Raw genomic sequence first — 18,813 nt, forward strand, 5'->3', positions numbered from 1 at the left:
AACTAAGGAGGTTTCTTATGCGCCGTTTTTCGCTTTTAACGCTTGCCCTTTTGTTGATTTGTAAACTAACTGTGCAGTCGCAATCAATCAAAGGAAGCGATGTGCTCATTATCGGTGATTCGTTTTTTGCCATGTCCAATGAGATCAAGAAATTTCTTGAAAACCATGCCCGGGCGGATGGTGTAATAAGGCAGGACGAGAGCTTCCGCAGCGGCGCAGTATCTGGTGCCATACTTTCTGAAATATCGGGTCAATACTCAAATGCAAACCCCAAGCCGAAATGGGTTATCATGGATGCCGGCGGCAATGACTGTCTTCTTGCAAACTGTTCCAACCCTGTTAATATTCAGTGTCAAGGTCTTAAGTCTGCTCTTGACGGTGTGCAGCCGCTGCTGGACAAAATGAAAGCAAACGGCACAAAAAAGGTACTCTGGATGTGTTATCCTGAGCCACAGGGATTTATGGCGGGGGGGTTGAAGCCAAAGCTGGATGTCCTGATGCCTGAGGTTGAAAGAATCTGCAAAGCCAGCACAGATCCTGAAGTCTTGTGGGTTGATCTGCGGCCGGTATGGGGAAATAACAGCAGTTATACCGGTGACGGCATCCATCCAACAACCGCAGGAAGTCAGGCAACTGCCGATGCCTTCTGGGATGCAATAAAAAGCAGTAACTTTTTTGGCTCAACGGGAAACGCTCTCAACAGAACAAAAGCTGTTCTGCCTTTGAGTCTTGAACATTCAATCACTAATGACCAGATGATTCTCTCGGTCTGCCTGTCTCAGCCGTCAAACATTACCGCACGCATATTATCACTTTCAGGCAGAGTTGTATCATCGAAGGTCAACAATGAGCAGACTGCCGGAATACGCACTGTTCGTTTTCCTGTAAGCACGCTCTCCCCTGGAATATATTCCATCCAGGTTGAAGCAGGACAATTCTCTAAAATGTCAACACTTATGGTACCATAGTATCACAGGTAAATTTCCGCTCCCTCTGTAGGCGGGGTGCCTCGTCAATTAACGGGGTGCCTCGCTTTTTCTTATTAGGCAGAAGTCTTCGACCAGTGTTGAATAAATCACCCAAAAAATCAGTTTCAGGCATTATGTGATCTGAAACAGCAATTATTGCTACTTAATTAAAATGCCCGTTGAACATCTGTTCAACATTTTTACAGGCAGGAACCTGTTTAAACCCGGAAATCAGGTATATTATATATAATATGAAGCGAATTTTTGAATATTTCGACTATCAGAAATTCCTGCGGGATTATTACGAGGAAAAAAAGCGGGATAATCCTTATATTTCTTTCAGGTTTCTAGGCAACCACATGAATCTTGATCCGGGGTTTCTTCTGAAGGTTATTCAGGGGAAGCATCACCTGGCAAAAAGATCCATCGCACCGGTTTGCGCATTTTTCAAGTTTTCGGAGCAGGAAGCACGCTACTTCGATGTCCTTGTAAGTTACAATAAAGCTAAAACAACTTCTGACATTAAGCTATATTTTGAGAAGCTGATGACTCTCAGGGAACCTGGATGCAGGCCTTTGGAGGAGTGGCAGTATGCATTTTACCAGAAATGGTATCACAGCGCTATCCATGCGCTTCTTTCTATTTATGAATTCCGTGGCAGTTACAGGGAACTTGCTTCAATAATGACTCCTTCCATTACCGCTAAACAAGCAAGGGAATCGATACAACTGTTAACCAAAATAGGATTGGTCAGACGCGATGAGGACGGCGTTTACAGGCCGACTGATGCTTTTGTCACCAGCGGCGAGCGATGGCAATCCATTGCAATACAGAATTTCCAGAAGGAGACCATCACTCTATCTGCACAGTCTCTTGATCTGCATCCAAAAGAACTCCGTGACATTTCAACTGTCACTGTAGCCCTTTCCAGGAAAGACCTGCCTGAGATTCGTGAACGTATCCGCCAGCTAAGACAATCTATCCTTTCACTTGAAAATGACAATGAGCCAGACACTGTGTTTCAGATAAATATTCAGGTCATCCCTGTAACAAATCCTCTCGGGGGTGACTCGTGAAACATCTTTGGCTGATCCTCTCTTCTCTTCCGGCACTCTTTTTTGCCTGTTCAATCGGAGATATTGCAGGAAGCAAGGGCGGTTCTGAAACAACCAACGGTGTCTATGCCTGTGTGCTGAATCCTGATGGGAAACCTGCTGCCGGCAGTGCGGTCCGCCTGCGGAAATCAGATTATGTCAGCCAGCCGTCTATGCTTGCAAAGAAAACTATCGACCGTAAAGAATTGATCACCGATTCAACGGGCAGTTTTCTTATCACCGGTATCGATCCCGGAGAATACTATATCGAAGTTAACGATACCGCGACCCGATCCGGAGCCGTTCTGTTTAGTTTCACTATCGGTAACAACAAAGACACCCTTGATCTGGGATCCGATTCGCTGCGTCCTTACGCTGTTTTAAGAGGGCAGATCGATACCGATTCTACCGAAAGTAACCGGTTTTTCGTTCAGGTAAAGGGGCTTGAGCGGCTGGCAGAGGTTGATACCAATGGGTCGTTCATAATTAATGATCTTCCGGAAGGCTTTCTGGATGTGGTTATAAGTGGTGGAAGCACGTCAGGTACTGAAAAAGAGCTTAAAAATGTAAAAACCGCCTCTGATGACACTGTCACAGTCAGGATTTCAGGCAGTTCCGTTTATTGGGAATATATATACCTCAATACGGCTTCTGCCTCGCTGTCCGGTTCCGCAATTACCGGCTTCCCTGTGCTTATCAGACTGAATTCATCATCGTTTAATTTCGAAGAAGCAGATCCGGAAGGAGACGACATTCTCTTTACCAAAGCAGACGGAACAGCTTTGCCCTTTGAGATCGAACAGTGGGATAACCTGACCGAAGATGCCGTTATATGGGTGAAACTTGATACTATCTCAGACAACAGCACCGATTATTTCATAGTGATGAAATGGGGTGGAACAGAAGAAAACCGGTCAAATGGAGCTGCAGTTTTCGATACTGCAAACGGTTTCGCAGGTGTATGGCACCTCAATGAGAATCCCTCATCCGGTACCGGTTCCCTGAAGAACCGGACTGGAAACAGATACCATGGTACTGCGGGACTCAGCATGACAAGTAATAATTCCGTAGAGGCTGTTATCGGAAGAGGCCTTTGGTTTAACGGCATCACCGACACAGTGAATGCCGGCGTGCTTAATCTGGAAGAGAATTACACTCTGAGCTGCTGGATTAAAGCGGAGAAGAGTCCATGGAGCAACTGGAGATTAATCATTAAAGAAACATCCTACACCCTGTGGTATGACACAGTCTTCAATGGTTTCCGTTCCGAGCACTTTGTTGACACCTTTACATGGCATGGAATTTACCAGGATTGTGACAATTCCAATCCCTACCCAGTCACTCTTGATACCTGGACATACCTTGCAAGCACCTATGATGGAAACAGGATACGTCTCTATATAAACGGAGAAATAGTAGATTCCACCAGCAATATCAGTATGAATCCACACTCCAATACTGACAATCCGCTTCTTTTCGGCGGGAGACTCTACAAGGGCGAAATCAGTGAATTCTTTAAGGGCGTAATGGACGAGGTACGGATCGAGAACAAGGCCCGCTCAGCAGAGTGGATTAGACTCTGTTATCTCAGCCAGCAGCCGGGCAGTAAAATTGTGAGATTCAGGAACAAATAATCTAATTATTCAGGAAAAGCGGAGGGCAGAATCGTATCTGTCCTCCGGACTATCGGAATTACCTCACAAGCGATATAGACTCCACCATCGAGTGTCTGTTTGTCAAAACTCTGACGATGTAAGTCCCGGTTGAAGCTGCAAACCGGTCAATGCTGTACTTGTCCTCATGATACCCCGCCTGTTTGAATCCCTTGTCAAGGACTGTAATCAGTTCTCCGGAAGGGTTGTAGACTTTGACAGTTACCGGTGTCGGACTGCTGACTTTGTACCCTACGACCAGATCCTGATAGTTCCTGAAAGACAATTTCAGTTCCGGGGTTTCTTTCTTTTTCGTAACAACTGTCTGTTCAACATTTTTAACTGCCAGATCTACATCGTACCATTTGGTGTATATATCCGCTGTGCCGGTTACCCCTGTACCAAGCTTAAGCCTGTAATCATAATGTGCCTTGCGTGTATCATCTCCTTTGTAAACATAATCGGTGTTGCAGATAACCGCTATCACCACATTGTTTGCCGGAGCCTTGTCCAGACGGATACTGCATGTTCCACTCGTTACAGGGACACTGTAGACCGGTGTCCCGTCAGTGGCACGGTAACATAATTGACAAGACATATTCGCTCCGATCGGCTGGAAATCGACACTTACCATGTTTCCCGATACTTTCAGCGGGATCTGGTTTGCCCCGGACCATCCCGGAGTGGTGCGCTGTTCAGGCGTGAGCAGACCGTTTCCATCGTTTGTGGTCTTTGCATAAGGTGTCATCTTCCAGGTTTCACAGTTGATCCAGTAAGGCTCCCATTCCGCCCCGATATTCTGGCCAATATTGGAATTTAAGAGTCTCTTGCATTCATTGGACCATTTTTTTATGTCAAGCAAGGCTGTTCTTGCCCTGTACTCCATTATCAGACGGCGGACCTGCTCCTCTCCCAGCTGTTTGGCCATCCCTTCCAGTATCCGACCTGTGCAGTTTTTCCAGATCCAGGGAATACTCCCCAGCCCAAGCCATTCTCCAAGAAAGGTCGGGAAGATATTGCCATACTGCGTTCCGCCGAGAAATTTACGCCATGTACAGATCTGCTGGCTTCCCTCAAACATGTTGACTCCCTCAGCCGAGGGGCCCCCAAAGCTCCCATCCTGAAGCCATCCGCTGTAGCACTCAATCGGCATGAAAGGAGCAATCAATGCTGCTCCGTTAAGAAAACCCATGGAACTGTAATTATTGGTCTGCTGGGCTGTAGCCTGCTGCTGAAGCCAGGTATTTCCTCCCTCATGAAACCAGGCCGCCTGTCTTGCCCCTGGAAGACTGGCCAGAATACAATGAATACCCTCGTGAACCATTCCTCCTGTCTGAAATTCCTTATCATTGTAATTGCATGATGGATCAAAGCAGTAAACCGGATAATAGGATGCCAGAATGATGGGGTAACCTCCAACAGAACTCTGCCATCCACCCTTTTCCGTATTAGAGGCGTTATCTGTGCACAGGCCCGAACCATAAAGGTAAACAGCACTTCTATACCCCTCCTGAACACGCCTGTCCGGTGGCCATCCCATCACATCCCTGAAATATGCAAACTCCTCATTCAACCGCTTCAGCATTGGAGTGATTGCTGCCTCTGTCACCAGAGAATTCTTTCTTGATCCCCACTTGAAAGTCCACCATCCCGATGACTGCGTTCCCGCAACTCCTGAGCAATCATCACGATCCTTGGTAGGCATGGGGAAATTCGGGTTCTCATCCTTAAAGTTATAGTTGATTGTCGGGCTGTAGGCCGGCCAGATGTAGGGGTCACCCTCCGCAGCATAACCTTCCCCCTGACTGATCAAAAATACCATCCCTGTACACAACAGAATATCTCTCAACTTCTTCATCACTGCCTCCCTCTGTTACATGCACTGAGTTTAACTGATTTAATAACACTCATTTATTTTGCCTGTATCTCTACAGTGTAACATCCGCATTTTTGTGCTCCGGATGCATCCCCTTCATTTTTTAGACAAAATCCCCCCCTGCCCGGCATTTCTGCCCAGTAAAACCAAACCATCAAGTACTTTTCCGATTTACATGTATATCAGTAGTTTACAAGCCTCTGGTCTAAGCGCTGATTCTCAAAGCATAACTTCAGCCATGCCCCATCCCTTGCACGGCTGCACACACGCACCTCATCTATAAGCCCCTCGAAATTGCAGGATTCCCTGAATGCCTGTCCGATGTATGTATCTGAACCGACTTTATTGTAAACCAACGCATCCAGCATTTCAGCCTGACTCTTCAACACACCATCGATGTAGAGAAAGACCTGACCTGCATCAGAATCGATCACTATAGCCACAAAATGCCACTGCGATTCAGGCGTCTCAACCCTGGCACTGATCGGAAGCCAGCTTGTTGCATCACCATAGGAATAGTAACTGTAAAAATCAACCCAGTTGCTGTCGCTTGAAAACCGGATACCGGCATTATCACCTATGGATATGATCTCCCCCACACTGTCGGCACTGTTGATCCAGGCGCTGATAGTCAGTGATGCGGGTTGATCGAGGAGACCCGGTATCTGTATGAACCCGTCGACACCGTTGAATTCCTGGCAAGATCCGATTATACCTGCTGATAATCTGCCCGTTGCCATGTTTAATCCGCTCCCGTTCCGGCCGTGAGATGTTGCATCTTTATATTGATCCTGTCCATTTCCGGATACCTCGCTCAGGTGCCAGACACCTGCGAACTGATCCGCATCAAAAACCTCAGCAACCCCAGACCTGTAAGAGGAAGAACCGGATCCATAGTGCATGTACAAAAGGGTAGTATCATTCCCTTTTACTGTGTCAACTTTAACCCAGACAACAGCTGTGCCGCCCGCCTGATCCCAGGACTCTACCTGATGTGCAAGCGGGGTTCCATCACCTTTTGTAAAACAGACAGCACTGTCTTCCGGAACCGGTAATTCACCCCCCAGCCGGATCAACACCGGGAACGAAATTACATCCTCAGCCACATCACTGCCTTCAGCGGTTGTATTCAGTATGATCGCTCTTGAGAAGCGGTAGCCGACAACATTTATCTCACCGCTTTCGGCTTTAACACTGTCAATAAGCAGAGGCAGTTCCTGAGGGTCTTCGGAAATTATCCGGAATGTATAGATGCCTTCCGGCAGGTCATCGAAATGATACGACCCGTCCTGCAAAACAGTCACTATCCTCTCCATCCCCTCAACCTGCACATATCTGAGGTACTGATCCGACGGCTCTATCTTTCCGCTTACACGTGCATAAGGATTAAGAGTGATAGTGTCAGTCCCGGATCCGCTGTCTGCACCTGCAGTAAAACTGAACAATCCGGCACAGGACTGGGTGTCATTTATTTCCACATAGTATTCACCGTTCTCCAGGCTGTCTATTGTCAAATACCCGGAGCTGTCGGTAGCAGTGTCGATAACAGAATAGACATCCTCAATCACTCCACCAGTGCGGGCGAAATAATCAGCAGGACGCACTCTCACAAGGGCTTCTCTGGCAGGTTTGCCATCGGGCAGAAGGGCCAGAACAGTGAATCCATTCTGAGTCTCAGATGATCCCCCTGCGCCAGCCAGATTATTGATGCCTGAGCAGGAGAGGAGGAGCAAGGCTGTTAAAGTGATCAGTATTCTCATGTCTTCTCCTGCCTTTTCTGCACATCAGATACCGGGAAAACCTGCATGTTGACCTGATAGGCGCAGTCAGTCTCTTCATCCTCGGCAACTCTGGAAATGATGGCCTGACGACACTGTTTGAGTATCTCCCTTATATCATCAAGTGTATCACTTTTCATCGTAAGAGTCAGTGAAGAAATATCTCTGATCTCTTTAGGAAAACGCTCGATCGCCTCCTCCGAAAGGCGAATCATCTCTGCCTGGAACTTACGGACCGCAAGAGACTTGAACTGCGAGCCTGTGGATATGTGAAGATGGGTTCTTTCAAAAAAGCCATCTTCATTGCGACTTATAAGCTTCAGCTTCTCCAGAAGCTCCACCGCTTCCTTTGCCTCTTCAGTACTGATCTGAGGAAAAACGGCCTTGCTTAACTGCTTGTAATTGTTCTTTACAGGGAAAAAACCGATTACCGCCAGAACTGCTGAGTAGTACCATTTTTTATAGTACTCGTACTGAAGCGAATCGAGACAGGTGGATTTTACTCCACCCTTAAGCTGCATTATTTTCTCGAAATATATCGATGCTTCCGAGTCGGTCTTCGCCCTGGCAAATCCTACAAGCGCCTCAAAGTATTCTATTTCCACGGGCTGGAAAGAGAAGTAGGCAGCAATAGAGGGAACCTTTTTCAGAGAAAGATGTTCCTGTTTCTGCATGATTCTGAAAAGGTAAGCTGCGTTGAGGCCCAGTTTGTTGCCGAAAACACGAAGTGAAAACCACGGCATCTCCCGCTTCCGTTCGTTGTAATAGTCGTGAAGGAAGTCACGGTAGTCTATGTATGTAAAGACATGCTGCATATCGATTACTGTAGTTTACCCGGATAATCGTGATCAGTAAACAAACGGCACCTGAAAACTGCCCGATTTTCCTTTTATCAACAGAACATACTTACCGGAGGAAATGTTTCCTTTCCCCGATGATAATGTAAAAACATTCCCTCCGGCCACACTGACCGGATTTATCACCCTCTGTCCGTTCATGTTAAAAACGGCAAGTCTGTATGGTTCACCGGTTCCCGGGATTCTCACCTGCAATGCTCCACCGATATCTGACCTGACCAGTTCAAAGGAGGTCTTGACTGTTTTCCATGCTCTCTGCGATGCACCTGTAGACTGCTGCTTTCCTATGCTTATCCAGTTGACATTGTACTGATTGGGAGCGGTTGTCTTGAAAACACAGAAAAGATCGTTTATTCCATCTACCCTCAACCCTTCCTGGGTGACCGGCGCAGTGACTGTCTGCCATTTTGTCAATCCACCCGTTGAGGGGACCTGGACTGTACCCAGCAGTGTTCCTGTACGGCTGCCTGCACGCACCTCGATCGCTCCCCCGGAGCTCACCGAGGCTACCCTGGCCATAATATTACCCGAACTCTTGTCTGTAGTGGAGAAATCGACTTCATTATACCTTATATAACCATCATTGCTGATATTTGACACCATCCATCCCCTAGGTTCACCTCCACCAACAACACTTACCCGCGCACCGCTTATTCCGGACGGTGAATGACGGTCTATCTGAATTGTATCATAACTGAAAGGAACCCCTACACCCCTGTAAGTTTTTTTAAGCTGTGGAATGGTCCATGGATTACCTGACTTATTAAAGTCAAAATATTCCGCTCCCGTGACCCTCTTTGTCCCTGTATTGATTGTCCCTCCGAATTCATTACCACCCGTATGATAGAATATCACCCATTTCCCAAGAAAGTGGACCACCCCCGCATGTATTGTTGCGCTGTTTGTGTTCTCATTTAAAATTGTGCCCCGTTTCGTATATGGGCCAAAGAGACTTGTTGAAGTAGAGTAGGTGATCGATTCAACTGCTCCTGTCCAGTCAGCCAGAATACAATACCACAAGTTGTTCTGCTTTATGATCCATATTCCCTCTTTGTACCTTGTGGATGATCCTAAACCCTGGGTAATATCGTAGGAATTTCCTATGGCATCACTGTATGTCGAATTCAATTCTTTCAGATAAACCTGGTTGGGCGTTCTCCCAACAATATCCCAGCCGATATACGCTTTTCCCGTCCCGCCATCTGCGGTGTCAAGGAGAACAAAAGGATCTATGGCATCTGACCCGCACCCTGCCATGTAGTTGCGATCAGGAACAAAAGGCCCGGTTGGGGAATCTGCAACGGCATGACCAATACGGAAAGTCCTCCCATCATTTGCCGGAAAGTATAGATGAAACTTCCCGCCAAGCTTTATGCAATGAGGTGCCCACAGATTCCCGATTTTTGCTGCCCAGGGGATATCCTTCTCGGTGAGCACAACGCCCTCATATTTCCAGTGATAAAGGTCTTCTGTGGAGTAACAAGTGATATCATAAATTGAGAGATCCCCGTTTCCGATTGCATCCACGGTACAATACAGGTATACTTTATTCCCTTCAACCATCGGAGCAGGATCAGAAGTCCCCTCATTTCCGGGGATAAGCTGATTATCGGCTTTAATTGGCAACGGTATCAGCGCTATTGCCATTATCATGTAAAAAACTGTTACAGTCCTGCCCGGAAAGCACTTAGGATTCCTCATTTTTTTTCTCCATAGTAGTGATTTGTACACTCAACCGACTCGATACCCCGTATTTCATAATTTACTCTCAGATTTGAGCAAAAATATGGTATCGAGATAAATAATGTTGAGCAATTACTCAACACCCGTGGAAATAACGGCCTATTCTAACGCTTTTACTATCTTATATGTTTGATTTTCCCGCTATTTTACTCAACAGGCAAGACAAATCGTGACTTCGAGAGACAAAAACATTCCAGGAAGATTTTAATGCCGGTTCAGAAGATTTGCTGTATTTGAAAAAAAGACTTACATAATAATTGGATGGATGGGCAGCCATATTTACAAACACCAGAAAATCAGAATGACAAATATTGACATCCATTACAGATTGAACGCTTACCATCACAATAACACCTTTACAAATATTTTTTAATACAAAAAATTTAATCCTGGTGATGCGAAAACTGGTTATCCCAACTGCCCACAAATATCCTCAGCATTTTTTTAATCTCTGATTCATAAAGCTAACGGTTGAGATTCGACATGTGAAAGAAGAAAGATATTGTCAGGCGGGTATATATATATTACTATTAAAAGCAAGATCAATCTGACCCGGCTGTTAAACATCAACGCACTTTTGCCTCAACAGGGGTTTTTATGAAGACTCATATTCTCCTCTCGATCCTTATCACTGCATCCATCACAACCGCTGCAAAAAAAACAGTCCTGCTCAAACTTAATTATGCGGCAAAACAAAACTGGACCTATGCTCTTGATTACAAATCAGAATGCCTTTTTTCCGGAGTTGGACCGGCAACATCGAAGAAAACCGCTATCACCTGCGATATCACCGGAGAACTCTCAGTGGAAAAAGATAAAATCCTGACAAGAATAGCCAACTTTAACGTAAACTCCGACCTTTACGATTCATCAGTAATCTCCAGTCTGACAGAAAAAGTCTCCTCGGCAAACTATGCTCTCAACCTGATCGATGGTTCACCGGTAGTTGAAAACAATATCGACCTCTCAGACGGTGCTCCTGAATGGAACATCTACATGCAGCTTGCCCGCCTTATTCCGGATATGCCTCAGCAGCCCGTCAAAAAAGGCTACACATGGGATCGCAATGTCTCTCTACCCCTGCAGTCTCCCTATGGAAAGATTCAATGTGAAATCTATCGTCTTTTCAAAGTAGAGAAAATCTCCTCAAAGAAGGACTCTGTGGAGATTAGCTGGCAGTTTAAATATTCCTCATCAGAGAAATTCGACAGCACCAGAATTACCAGATATGTACCTGTTGCCGGTTCAGGAAGCGGAAATGCAGTTATCGATGTTACCAATGGCTTCATTATTAAAGCTTCGATGGAGTTTCAGACACCGGTAGCGAAAATCAACAAAGCCAGAATCAACTGGACTGAAAAAGCGGTCCTTGAATACAAAGAGAAATAAAACCCGATTTTGCATACACCAGGCATCTGTAGTTATTTTCTTCCAATGCCCTTAATCTCGGCCCTGGTAGTATTTTAATATTAATGAAACCCGGCGAAGCATTAATTATAATCCCTACTTATAACGAACGGGAAAATATCGTTCTGTTGATACCCGAAATAAGAAAGGTTTTTCCAGAGGCCGATATTCTGGTTGTGGATGATAATTCGCCTGATGGAACCGGACAGTGTGTAAAGGAGATTGCAGGATCTATAAAGGGAGTCAATCTTCTCGAAAGACCGAAAAAAGAGGGGCTGGGTAAAGCATATATCAGTGGTTTTAAATGGGCTCTCGAACATAGTTATCAATTATTCTTTGAGATGGATGCAGATTTTTCCCATGATCCCAAATACCTGCCCGATTTCTTAACGGCGATTCAGGAAAATGATCTGGTGATAGGTTCCAGATATAAATCCGGTGTTAATGTAGTGAACTGGCCAATGACCAGACTGCTGTTAAGTTATTACTCCAATCAACTTGCCAGAATCATCACCGGGATTCCTGTCAGGGACAGTACCGGTGGGTTCAAATGTTTCCGAAGGAGTGTGATTGAGTCACTTAATCTGGACAAGATTTCCTCATCCGGCTACTCCTTCCAGATTGAAATCAACTATTTTGCCTGGAAAAAAGGCTTCCGTATCACAGAAATACCCATTATTTTCTATGACCGTAAACGCGGGGTATCCAAAATGAGTACCAGGATAGTAAGAGAAGCTCTGGTTCTGCTCTGGAAATTGCGTCTGGTTTCTTTATTCAAGAAGGATTACTGATTGCCTCAAAATACGTCTGACAACACCCTGATTTCGGTCATAGTAGTCAATTACAAGGTTCCTGAATGCCTCAAGGAGATGATACGTTCCATCAAAAACGCTTCTCTCTCTGACCGTACCGAAATCATTGTCGTTGACAATGCTTCCAATGATGGATCTTTTGAGCTTATTACTTCCGAGTTCAGCGAGGTTAAATGGGTACAGCTCAAGAATAATATCGGATTTGGTAAAGCATGCAATATCGGGGCAAAGAATGCCAGAGGTGAGTTCCTGCTTCTGATCAACCCTGATACGGTAATAGCAGAGAACACTCTGTCTGTAGCTGTGGAATTTATGAATTCAAATCCCGATGCAGGCATAATGGGTCCGAAAATTCTCAACCCTGATGGTTCGCTTCAGCCTGGCTGCCGAAGAAGTTTCCCTACCCCTCAGAATGCTTTTTACCGATTTTCCGGCCTGAGCAAACTCTTTCCGAAAAGTCCCCGTTTCGGGAAATACAATCTTACCTTTCTCGATCAGGATCAGACAACAAAAGTAGATGCTGTATCAGGATCTTTCATGTTTATCCGACGAGCGCAATTCGTTTCGATCGGCGGTTTTGATGAACAGTTTTTCATGTATGGTGAAGACCTGGATCTTTGCTGGCGAATGAGAGAAAGCGGTTACTCGGTATGGTACAACCCCGAGACACAGATCATTCATCACAAGGGAAAAAGTTCGGCCATAAATATTATTCGATCGAGATTTGCCTTCTACGAGGCAATGCTGATATTTACACGAAAGTACCGTCATAAACGTGGCGGTTATTTTCCGGAATGGCTGATAGTTTTCGGCATACTCTTTCAGGCTACTCTGAATATCGGAGCAACTCTGTTGAGTTTTTTTACTCCCGTTCTGATCGATCTCGCCATAATCAATCTCACTCTTATTGCCGGAATCTCTCTGCGCTTTTCCGATACTCTGCTTTTCTACTCCAGTCACCCTTATCATGCATTTATTGTACACCTGCTACTCTCAATCAGCTTCCTTTTCCTTTTTGCTTACAATGGTATCTACTCAAAAAGTAAATACTCGATATCAAACGCTCTGCTCTCGGGGCTTCTCGCTTCTCTGACTTTCTTCGCCAGTGTTTATTTCATCCAATCTGTTGCCTTCTCCAGAATCGCCTTTGGGATCGTCTCACTCGCAACTACTATCCTGCTTGTCAGTTGGAGAGAGATAATCCCCAAAGTAATAAAATTCAAGCAACTGGTTTTTTCTCCCGATCAAATCCTGATCGTGGGAAACGGCCCGGTTGCCTCCCTGCTTATCAGGCAGGTTGAAGAGATGAAAAGCGGAAAAATAAAGGGAATTCTCTGGACCGAAAATGGTACCTGGCCTGGTGAATACGAAGGATATCAGGTTCTCGGCTCAATTTCAAACTTACCCAATGCGATAAAAGCCTCTAAAGCAGACACTCTCCTGATTGCAACAGACTTGCCCTGGTACTCCAGCGTTATCGAAATACTCTCCAGGAAAAAATTTAAAAATCTCACAATCCGCTGGGTTCCTCATGAGGTCTTTGAACAACAGAACGACATTCTGCACTCTGAAATAAAACTGAATACCTTCTCAGTTTAATTTATCCAATATGCCTGAAAAGATAAGTTATATTCCAAGTGCATTTATTCCTTTCATGTGCGTAATATAGCGGGTTTATAATGCCAAGATTGTTTGATTTGTTGCCTGAGAATACCAGAAAAGAGCTTCTGGCTGAAGCTCGTGCCCGGTCACGCCCTGAGAAGAGAGCAAAAGGTCCTGGAAAACCTGTAAAAAGGCCACCCCTTATCGTTCCCGATTTCGTCGCACTGGATGTGGAGACCACTGGTCTGGATTTCAAACACGACCGCATTATAGAAATCGGCTGCATTAAATTTGTAAATGGCAGGCCTGAGGAGGAGTTTTCCACATTTATTAATGCCGGGGTGGCTATCCCATCACAGATAACTGATCTGACCGGTATCTCCGAGGCTGATATCAAAAACGCACCCTCGTTTCCGGAAATCGTAGATAAACTGCTCGAGTTTATAGGCAACCACCCTCTCTGCGGGCATCAGATCGAATTTGACGCCACATTCATAAGCGAGGAACTGAAAAGAATAAACCGCCCGTCTCTGAATGTGCAGCTTCTTGACACAGCACTGCTCTCCAGAATACTTCTTCAACCTCTGCAGAGGTTCTCACTTAAAGCAGTCAGCGAATCACTGAACGTACAGCTTGACAATGCCCACAGAGCACTGTACGACGCCAGAGCATCAGGTGAAGTAGCCGTAAATCTGGTCCCCAGAATATCATCACTGCCTCTCAATATTCGTCAGACTATGGCAGCATGCGCACCAGGATCATTCTTTAAGAGTCTGCTGATCAAATCTCTGGGAAGTTGCAAACCTCTTGTAAGACTAGAAAACAACCGTCCACCCATCTCTGTCGCCAGAATAACTGAGCCTGAAGAATATGTCTCCATAGAAAGAGAAAATGTAGGGCAGATTTTCTCTTCCGGTGGCGATCTTCAGAAAACATTCCAGCCTTTTACTCCCAGATCAAGCCAGAAGGAGATGGCACTCCAGGTCACAGATGCCCTTAACACTCAGTCATTTCTTATCGCGGAAGCAGGGACCGGGACCGGTAAATCACTTGCCTACCTGATCCCATCAGCTTTCTGGGCACTTGCAAACAACTGCAGGGTAATTGTCTCCACCAGAACACGCAATCTTCAGGACCAGCTTTTCACCAAAGACCTTCCCCTGGTCAAAAGCATTACCGGCGGAAAACTAAAGTTTACAGTACTTAAAGGCAGGAACAATTACATCTGCCTCCACAGATGGAAAAAACTCCTTACAGGTGATGCAGGAAACCTCTCTCCCAGAGAACGCTTCGCAGTCCTGCCGCTTATACCATGGGTAGAAAACACTGCCACAGGTGATATCGAGGAACAAAATCAGTTTAACCCCAAGTGGTTCAATAAGATATGGAATCTTATCTCTGCCGAGAGCCATGAGTGCTGCGGCCGTCACTGCGAATTCTTTCAATCCTGCTTTTTTCATCAGGCAAGGCAGAAAGCACTGGGGTCGCACATAGTAATTATCAACCATTCCCTTTTCTTTTCAGATATCTGCAGCGAAAACTCCTTTCTGGGAAAAAACGGCTCCATAATTTTCGATGAGGCACATCACCTGGAATCCTGCGGCCATCGACATCTACGGGTGGAGCTCGATACCAACAGGCTAAATCTGTTTATCGACATGGTCAACAATCTCGTTCTTAAAATCGGTGACCTTAAAGAGGAAAAAAGTATTTACGAAAACGGAAAAGAGATCAGATCTCTATTAAAGCATTTCCGGAAGAGGTCACAAGGTCTGCTGATGGAGATCGAGGGATGGGTCTATTCTCAGCAAAAAGACCTAACCAGAGATTACCAGGCTGCATATACTGAAAACGCATTCGAGTGCCTGACAGAACCATTTGTCTTTGAGACCGTCCTCAATGAACTGTTCGACAAGCTTCATTCATTGAAACAGGCAATAATCGCCCATCCCGAGGCAAAGCGATTTGATCAGTTGGAATCTGACCTGCAGTCATGCTCTGATAGAGCCTCGCAACTGAAAGCCGATTTCCAGTATCTGATCTCTGCCAGAACTGAGGATCATGTCTTCTGGGTTGAGGGTAACAGGGAAAAGGGTTGGGTAAAGCTCTGCGGTGTTCCCCTTGATATCGGAGGAATGCTTTCAGATGTCTGGAGCAACTGCAACGGAGCAATCGTGTTTACGTCAGCAACGATGTCGATTTCCAAATCCGTGGAATACTTCAAGAACTCCGCCGGCCTTATCCCCCATTCCGGTCGTACATCAACCGGCATTTTTCAAAGCCCTTTCAGTCCCGGTCAGGCAATAGCCGGTGCATTACGAAACAGCCCGGAACCCGACAGCCCTCAGTTCTGTGAATATACTGCTGATGTAATAGTGAAACTGCATTCGGAATTTCAGAAGAATATCCTGGTGCTGTTTACATCCAACACGATGCTCAGTACTGTTTATGATCTCTTGAGAGCGAAACGGCAGGTTGAAAGCGGGAAGCTCCTCGCTCAGGGGATCAGCGGAACAAGGCAGAATATCCTTGAACAGTTCAAACAGAATCAGCGAAGAATTCTTCTAGGCACCGACAGTTTCTGGGAGGGTATAGATGTCCCCGGGGAGGCTTGCGAAATCGTGGTCATCGTCCGCCTTCCATTTCCTGTTCCCACTCATCCTCTCACTCAGGCTATAACAAGCAGGATAGAGCGGATAAAAGGTGAATCCTTTTTCTCCTACTCTGTTCCCGAAGCGGTGATCAAGTTTCGCCAGGGAGCAGGCAGACTTATCCGTACAATCGATGACCGCGGAGCCTTGATTGTTCTCGATAACCGTATCCTCACAAAGGGCTATGGAAAACAGTTTATCCGGTCTATCGATTGTGACTTCAAAGACTTCGAAGGTATTCCCCAGATGATTTCACAGATAAAAAGGTTTTTTGCTTCCGATACGCCTGAACCGGATTCCGGTATTCGCTATGTTCCTCTGGAGGATGCATGAAAAGACTGATCATTACCACCCTTTTCTCTGTTCTTTTTGCCGGGTGCGGAATCTATTCATTTAAAAACACTTCCCTGCCATCACATATAAAAACAGTAGATATCCCATTGATGGAAAACCATTCTCTGGAACCTAATATTGCTGATGAGATTACAAGTGAACTTAACAAGGAAGTTATAAGAAGGAACCTTTTCAAAATCTCCTCGGAAAAGGGCGATGCTACAATTACCGGAAAGATAACCGGTTACGAAAACTCGCCTTATACCTATGGTGTTTCAGGAACCAGAAACGCAGATGTAGACCAGTATGCAGTGAAGATAACCGCTGAAATTGAATTTTTCGACAACAAGGAAAATGTGCCAATTTTCAAAGGCACTATTAATGGCGAGGGTATTTATAATTTCAAGACTGAAACCGAGTTAGCCGGACGGTCATTAGCTATCAAAAATGTTATTCAGCGCCTGCTTGAAAGCTCCATGCAGAGCTGGTAGCTTAAACGGAAATGTAACTATATGAATTTCTTAAAGATGCAAGGACTCGGGAACGATTTCATCCTTACACATGAGGTATCTGCCGGAACAGTGCAATCTGTTGCAAGACAAGCAGTTAAGCTCTGCGACAGGAGATGGGGAATCGGTGCGGATGGGATAATTTTTGTGCTCCCTTCGCAGAAAGCCGACCTCAAGATGCGCATTATAAACAGTGATGGCAGTGAGGCAGAAATGTGCGGAAACGGAATACGCTGCTTTTCTTTGTACGTTAAATTATTGAATTTAAACGACATACCTCAACTTGCAATAGAAACTCCAGCCGGTATAATCAGAACCGAATTTATCGATGAGGACCATATCAGGGTCAATATGGGCAGGCCGGTTCTGGAAGCATCCAGTATTCCTGTGGCCGGTCTGACTGGCAGGGCTATCCGCAAAGAGTTAGTAATAGATGATAAGTCATTTATTTTCAACGCAGTATCCATGGGCAACCCCCACGTTGTGATCTACACAGAAGAGCTCACTGATGAGTTGGTTTTAGGATATGGCCCTAAGATAGAGTGTCACCCATTGTTTCCGAAAAAGACCAACGTAGAGTTCATTAAAGTTCTGTCGGACAAGGAAATAGCCATGAGGGTCTGGGAAAGGGGATGCGGTGAAACTCAAGCTTGCGGCACAGGTGCATGTGCCAGTGTCGTCTCCGGCATTTTAAGCAAGCTGCACGGTAATGATATCACAGTGCATCTTCCGGGCGGAAAACTCCATATCAGTTGGAGCGGCAGCGACATTGACCCAGTGTTTATGACTGGACCAGCGACTAAAGTTTTCGAAGGGCACATTGAATTGAATTTATGAGTTTTTTCGAACTGGCGATGCTGGTCTGCTTTGGTATCAGTTGGCCGATCTCTATAGGCAAGGCACTTCGAACCCACACCGTCAAGGGTAAAAGTCCTCTTTTCATGTCCATTGTCATAGCGGGTTACGTCTGCGGAGTTATCCACAAGTGTCTATATTCCCTGGACTGGGTTATCTCTTTTTACATCCTCAACCTGCTTATGGTTTCCATTGATCTGTTTTTGTATTTCAGGTACAGAATGGCTGACCGCTGATGATTTTTCCTCTTCTCAGGGGACGGACTGTTTTTTTCTTCTTTTCTTACTCACTAGGGACGGACCATCTTTTTCATTTGTGATTTTTCTTCGGCCCAGGATTTGCATCTCCTTACCTCCACCTTACATCCATCTCACCCTTTTGCCGGAGGAAAATATGCCTCGAATGGCACGTATAGAATCGCCTGGTTCCCTTTTCCACATAATGGCGCACTCTGTTGAGGGAAAAGAACTCTTTATCGATGATGACGACAGGCTCGATTTCCTTTCCCGTTTTGCGAAAGGGTTGAAAAAATGCGAATACCAGTGTTATGCATGGGTCCTGATGGACAACCATTACCACTTTCTTATCAGAACCAGCCATCTGCCCTTGCACAAGCTGATGCGCCCCTTGAACAGCGGTTATGCTGGCAGATACAACAGGAAATACAAAAGGAGAG

At 45.6% G+C, this 18,813-nt stretch carries 15 protein-coding genes; 11 read left to right on the forward strand and 4 right to left on the reverse strand.

Features of this window, described 5'->3' with window-relative positions; all coding sequences use genetic code 11:
* Positions 1–17: 17 nt before the first annotated feature.
* The 3 genes from GX089_00755 (at position 18) to GX089_00765 (ending at position 3,696) form a co-directional block, all read left to right on the forward strand.
* Entirely contained in the window at positions 18–968 is a 951-nt protein-coding gene (locus GX089_00755) for a T9SS type A sorting domain-containing protein (protein NLP01000.1), read from the forward strand.
* Positions 969–1,219: 251 nt separating this feature from the next.
* On the forward strand, positions 1,220–2,044 hold the full coding sequence (locus GX089_00760; protein NLP01001.1) for a TIGR02147 family protein: 825 nt from the start codon (positions 1,220–1,222) through the stop codon (positions 2,042–2,044).
* Positions 2,041–3,696 carry a DUF2341 domain-containing protein gene (locus tag GX089_00765; protein NLP01002.1) on the forward strand — a complete coding sequence of 552 codons (1,656 nt, stop codon included), beginning with the start codon at positions 2,041–2,043 and terminating at the stop codon, positions 3,694–3,696. Before GX089_00760 ends, GX089_00765 begins: the two co-directional genes overlap by 4 nt.
* 58 nt (positions 3,697–3,754) lie before the next feature.
* Here GX089_00765 and GX089_00770 read toward each other — a convergent pair whose 3' ends face one another.
* The 4 genes from GX089_00770 to GX089_00785 all read right to left on the reverse strand — a co-directional run bounded on the left by GX089_00770 (position 3,755) and on the right by GX089_00785 (position 9,926).
* Positions 3,755–5,572 carry a hypothetical protein gene (locus GX089_00770; GenBank protein ID NLP01003.1) on the reverse strand — a complete coding sequence of 606 codons (1,818 nt, stop codon included), beginning with the start codon at positions 5,570–5,572 and terminating at the stop codon, positions 3,755–3,757.
* A gap of 200 nt (positions 5,573–5,772) precedes the next feature.
* Positions 5,773–7,350, reverse strand: a complete 1,578-nt coding sequence (locus tag GX089_00775) for a DUF2341 domain-containing protein (GenBank protein ID NLP01004.1) — start codon at positions 7,348–7,350, stop codon at positions 5,773–5,775.
* The gene (locus GX089_00780) at positions 7,347–8,183 is read right to left on the reverse strand and encodes a TIGR02147 family protein (GenBank protein NLP01005.1); all 837 of its coding nucleotides are present in this window, start codon (positions 8,181–8,183) and stop codon (positions 7,347–7,349) included. The genes GX089_00775 and GX089_00780 overlap by 4 nt, the downstream gene beginning before the upstream one ends.
* Before the next feature lie 33 nt (positions 8,184–8,216).
* Entirely contained in the window at positions 8,217–9,926 is a 1,710-nt protein-coding gene (locus GX089_00785; protein NLP01006.1) for a family 43 glycosylhydrolase, read from the reverse strand.
* Positions 9,927–10,565: 639 nt separating this feature from the next.
* Between GX089_00785 and GX089_00790 the strand changes: the two genes are divergently transcribed.
* The 8 genes from GX089_00790 to GX089_00825 form a co-directional block, all read left to right on the forward strand.
* Positions 10,566–11,357, forward strand: coding sequence for a hypothetical protein (locus GX089_00790; GenBank protein NLP01007.1), 792 nt, complete (start codon positions 10,566–10,568; stop codon positions 11,355–11,357).
* An 83-nt stretch (positions 11,358–11,440) separates the two neighbouring features.
* Positions 11,441–12,166 (forward strand): polyprenol monophosphomannose synthase, encoded by a 726-nt coding sequence (locus tag GX089_00795; GenBank protein NLP01008.1) that lies wholly within the window; start codon positions 11,441–11,443, stop codon positions 12,164–12,166.
* Positions 12,167–13,786, forward strand: a complete 1,620-nt coding sequence (locus tag GX089_00800) for a glycosyltransferase (GenBank protein ID NLP01009.1) — start codon at positions 12,167–12,169, stop codon at positions 13,784–13,786.
* An 80-nt stretch (positions 13,787–13,866) separates the two neighbouring features.
* A complete protein-coding gene (locus tag GX089_00805) occupies positions 13,867–16,773 on the forward strand; it encodes a DEAD/DEAH box helicase family protein (protein ID NLP01010.1) in 2,907 nt (968 codons plus the stop codon).
* Positions 16,770–17,264 (forward strand): hypothetical protein, encoded by a 495-nt coding sequence (locus GX089_00810; protein NLP01011.1) that lies wholly within the window; start codon positions 16,770–16,772, stop codon positions 17,262–17,264. Before GX089_00805 ends, GX089_00810 begins: the two co-directional genes overlap by 4 nt.
* A 21-nt stretch (positions 17,265–17,285) precedes the next feature.
* Positions 17,286–18,119, forward strand: coding sequence for a diaminopimelate epimerase (locus tag GX089_00815; protein ID NLP01012.1), 834 nt, complete (start codon positions 17,286–17,288; stop codon positions 18,117–18,119).
* The gene (locus tag GX089_00820; GenBank protein ID NLP01013.1) at positions 18,116–18,373 is read left to right on the forward strand and encodes a hypothetical protein; all 258 of its coding nucleotides are present in this window, start codon (positions 18,116–18,118) and stop codon (positions 18,371–18,373) included. Before GX089_00815 ends, GX089_00820 begins: the two co-directional genes overlap by 4 nt.
* 157 nt (positions 18,374–18,530) lie before the next feature.
* On the forward strand, positions 18,531–18,813 hold a 283-nt coding region (locus GX089_00825; protein ID NLP01014.1), incomplete at its 3' end, for a transposase.

Source organism: Fibrobacter sp. (genome assembly GCA_012523595.1).
Taxonomy (GTDB): Bacteria; Fibrobacterota; Chitinivibrionia; order Chitinivibrionales; family Chitinispirillaceae; genus JAAYIG01.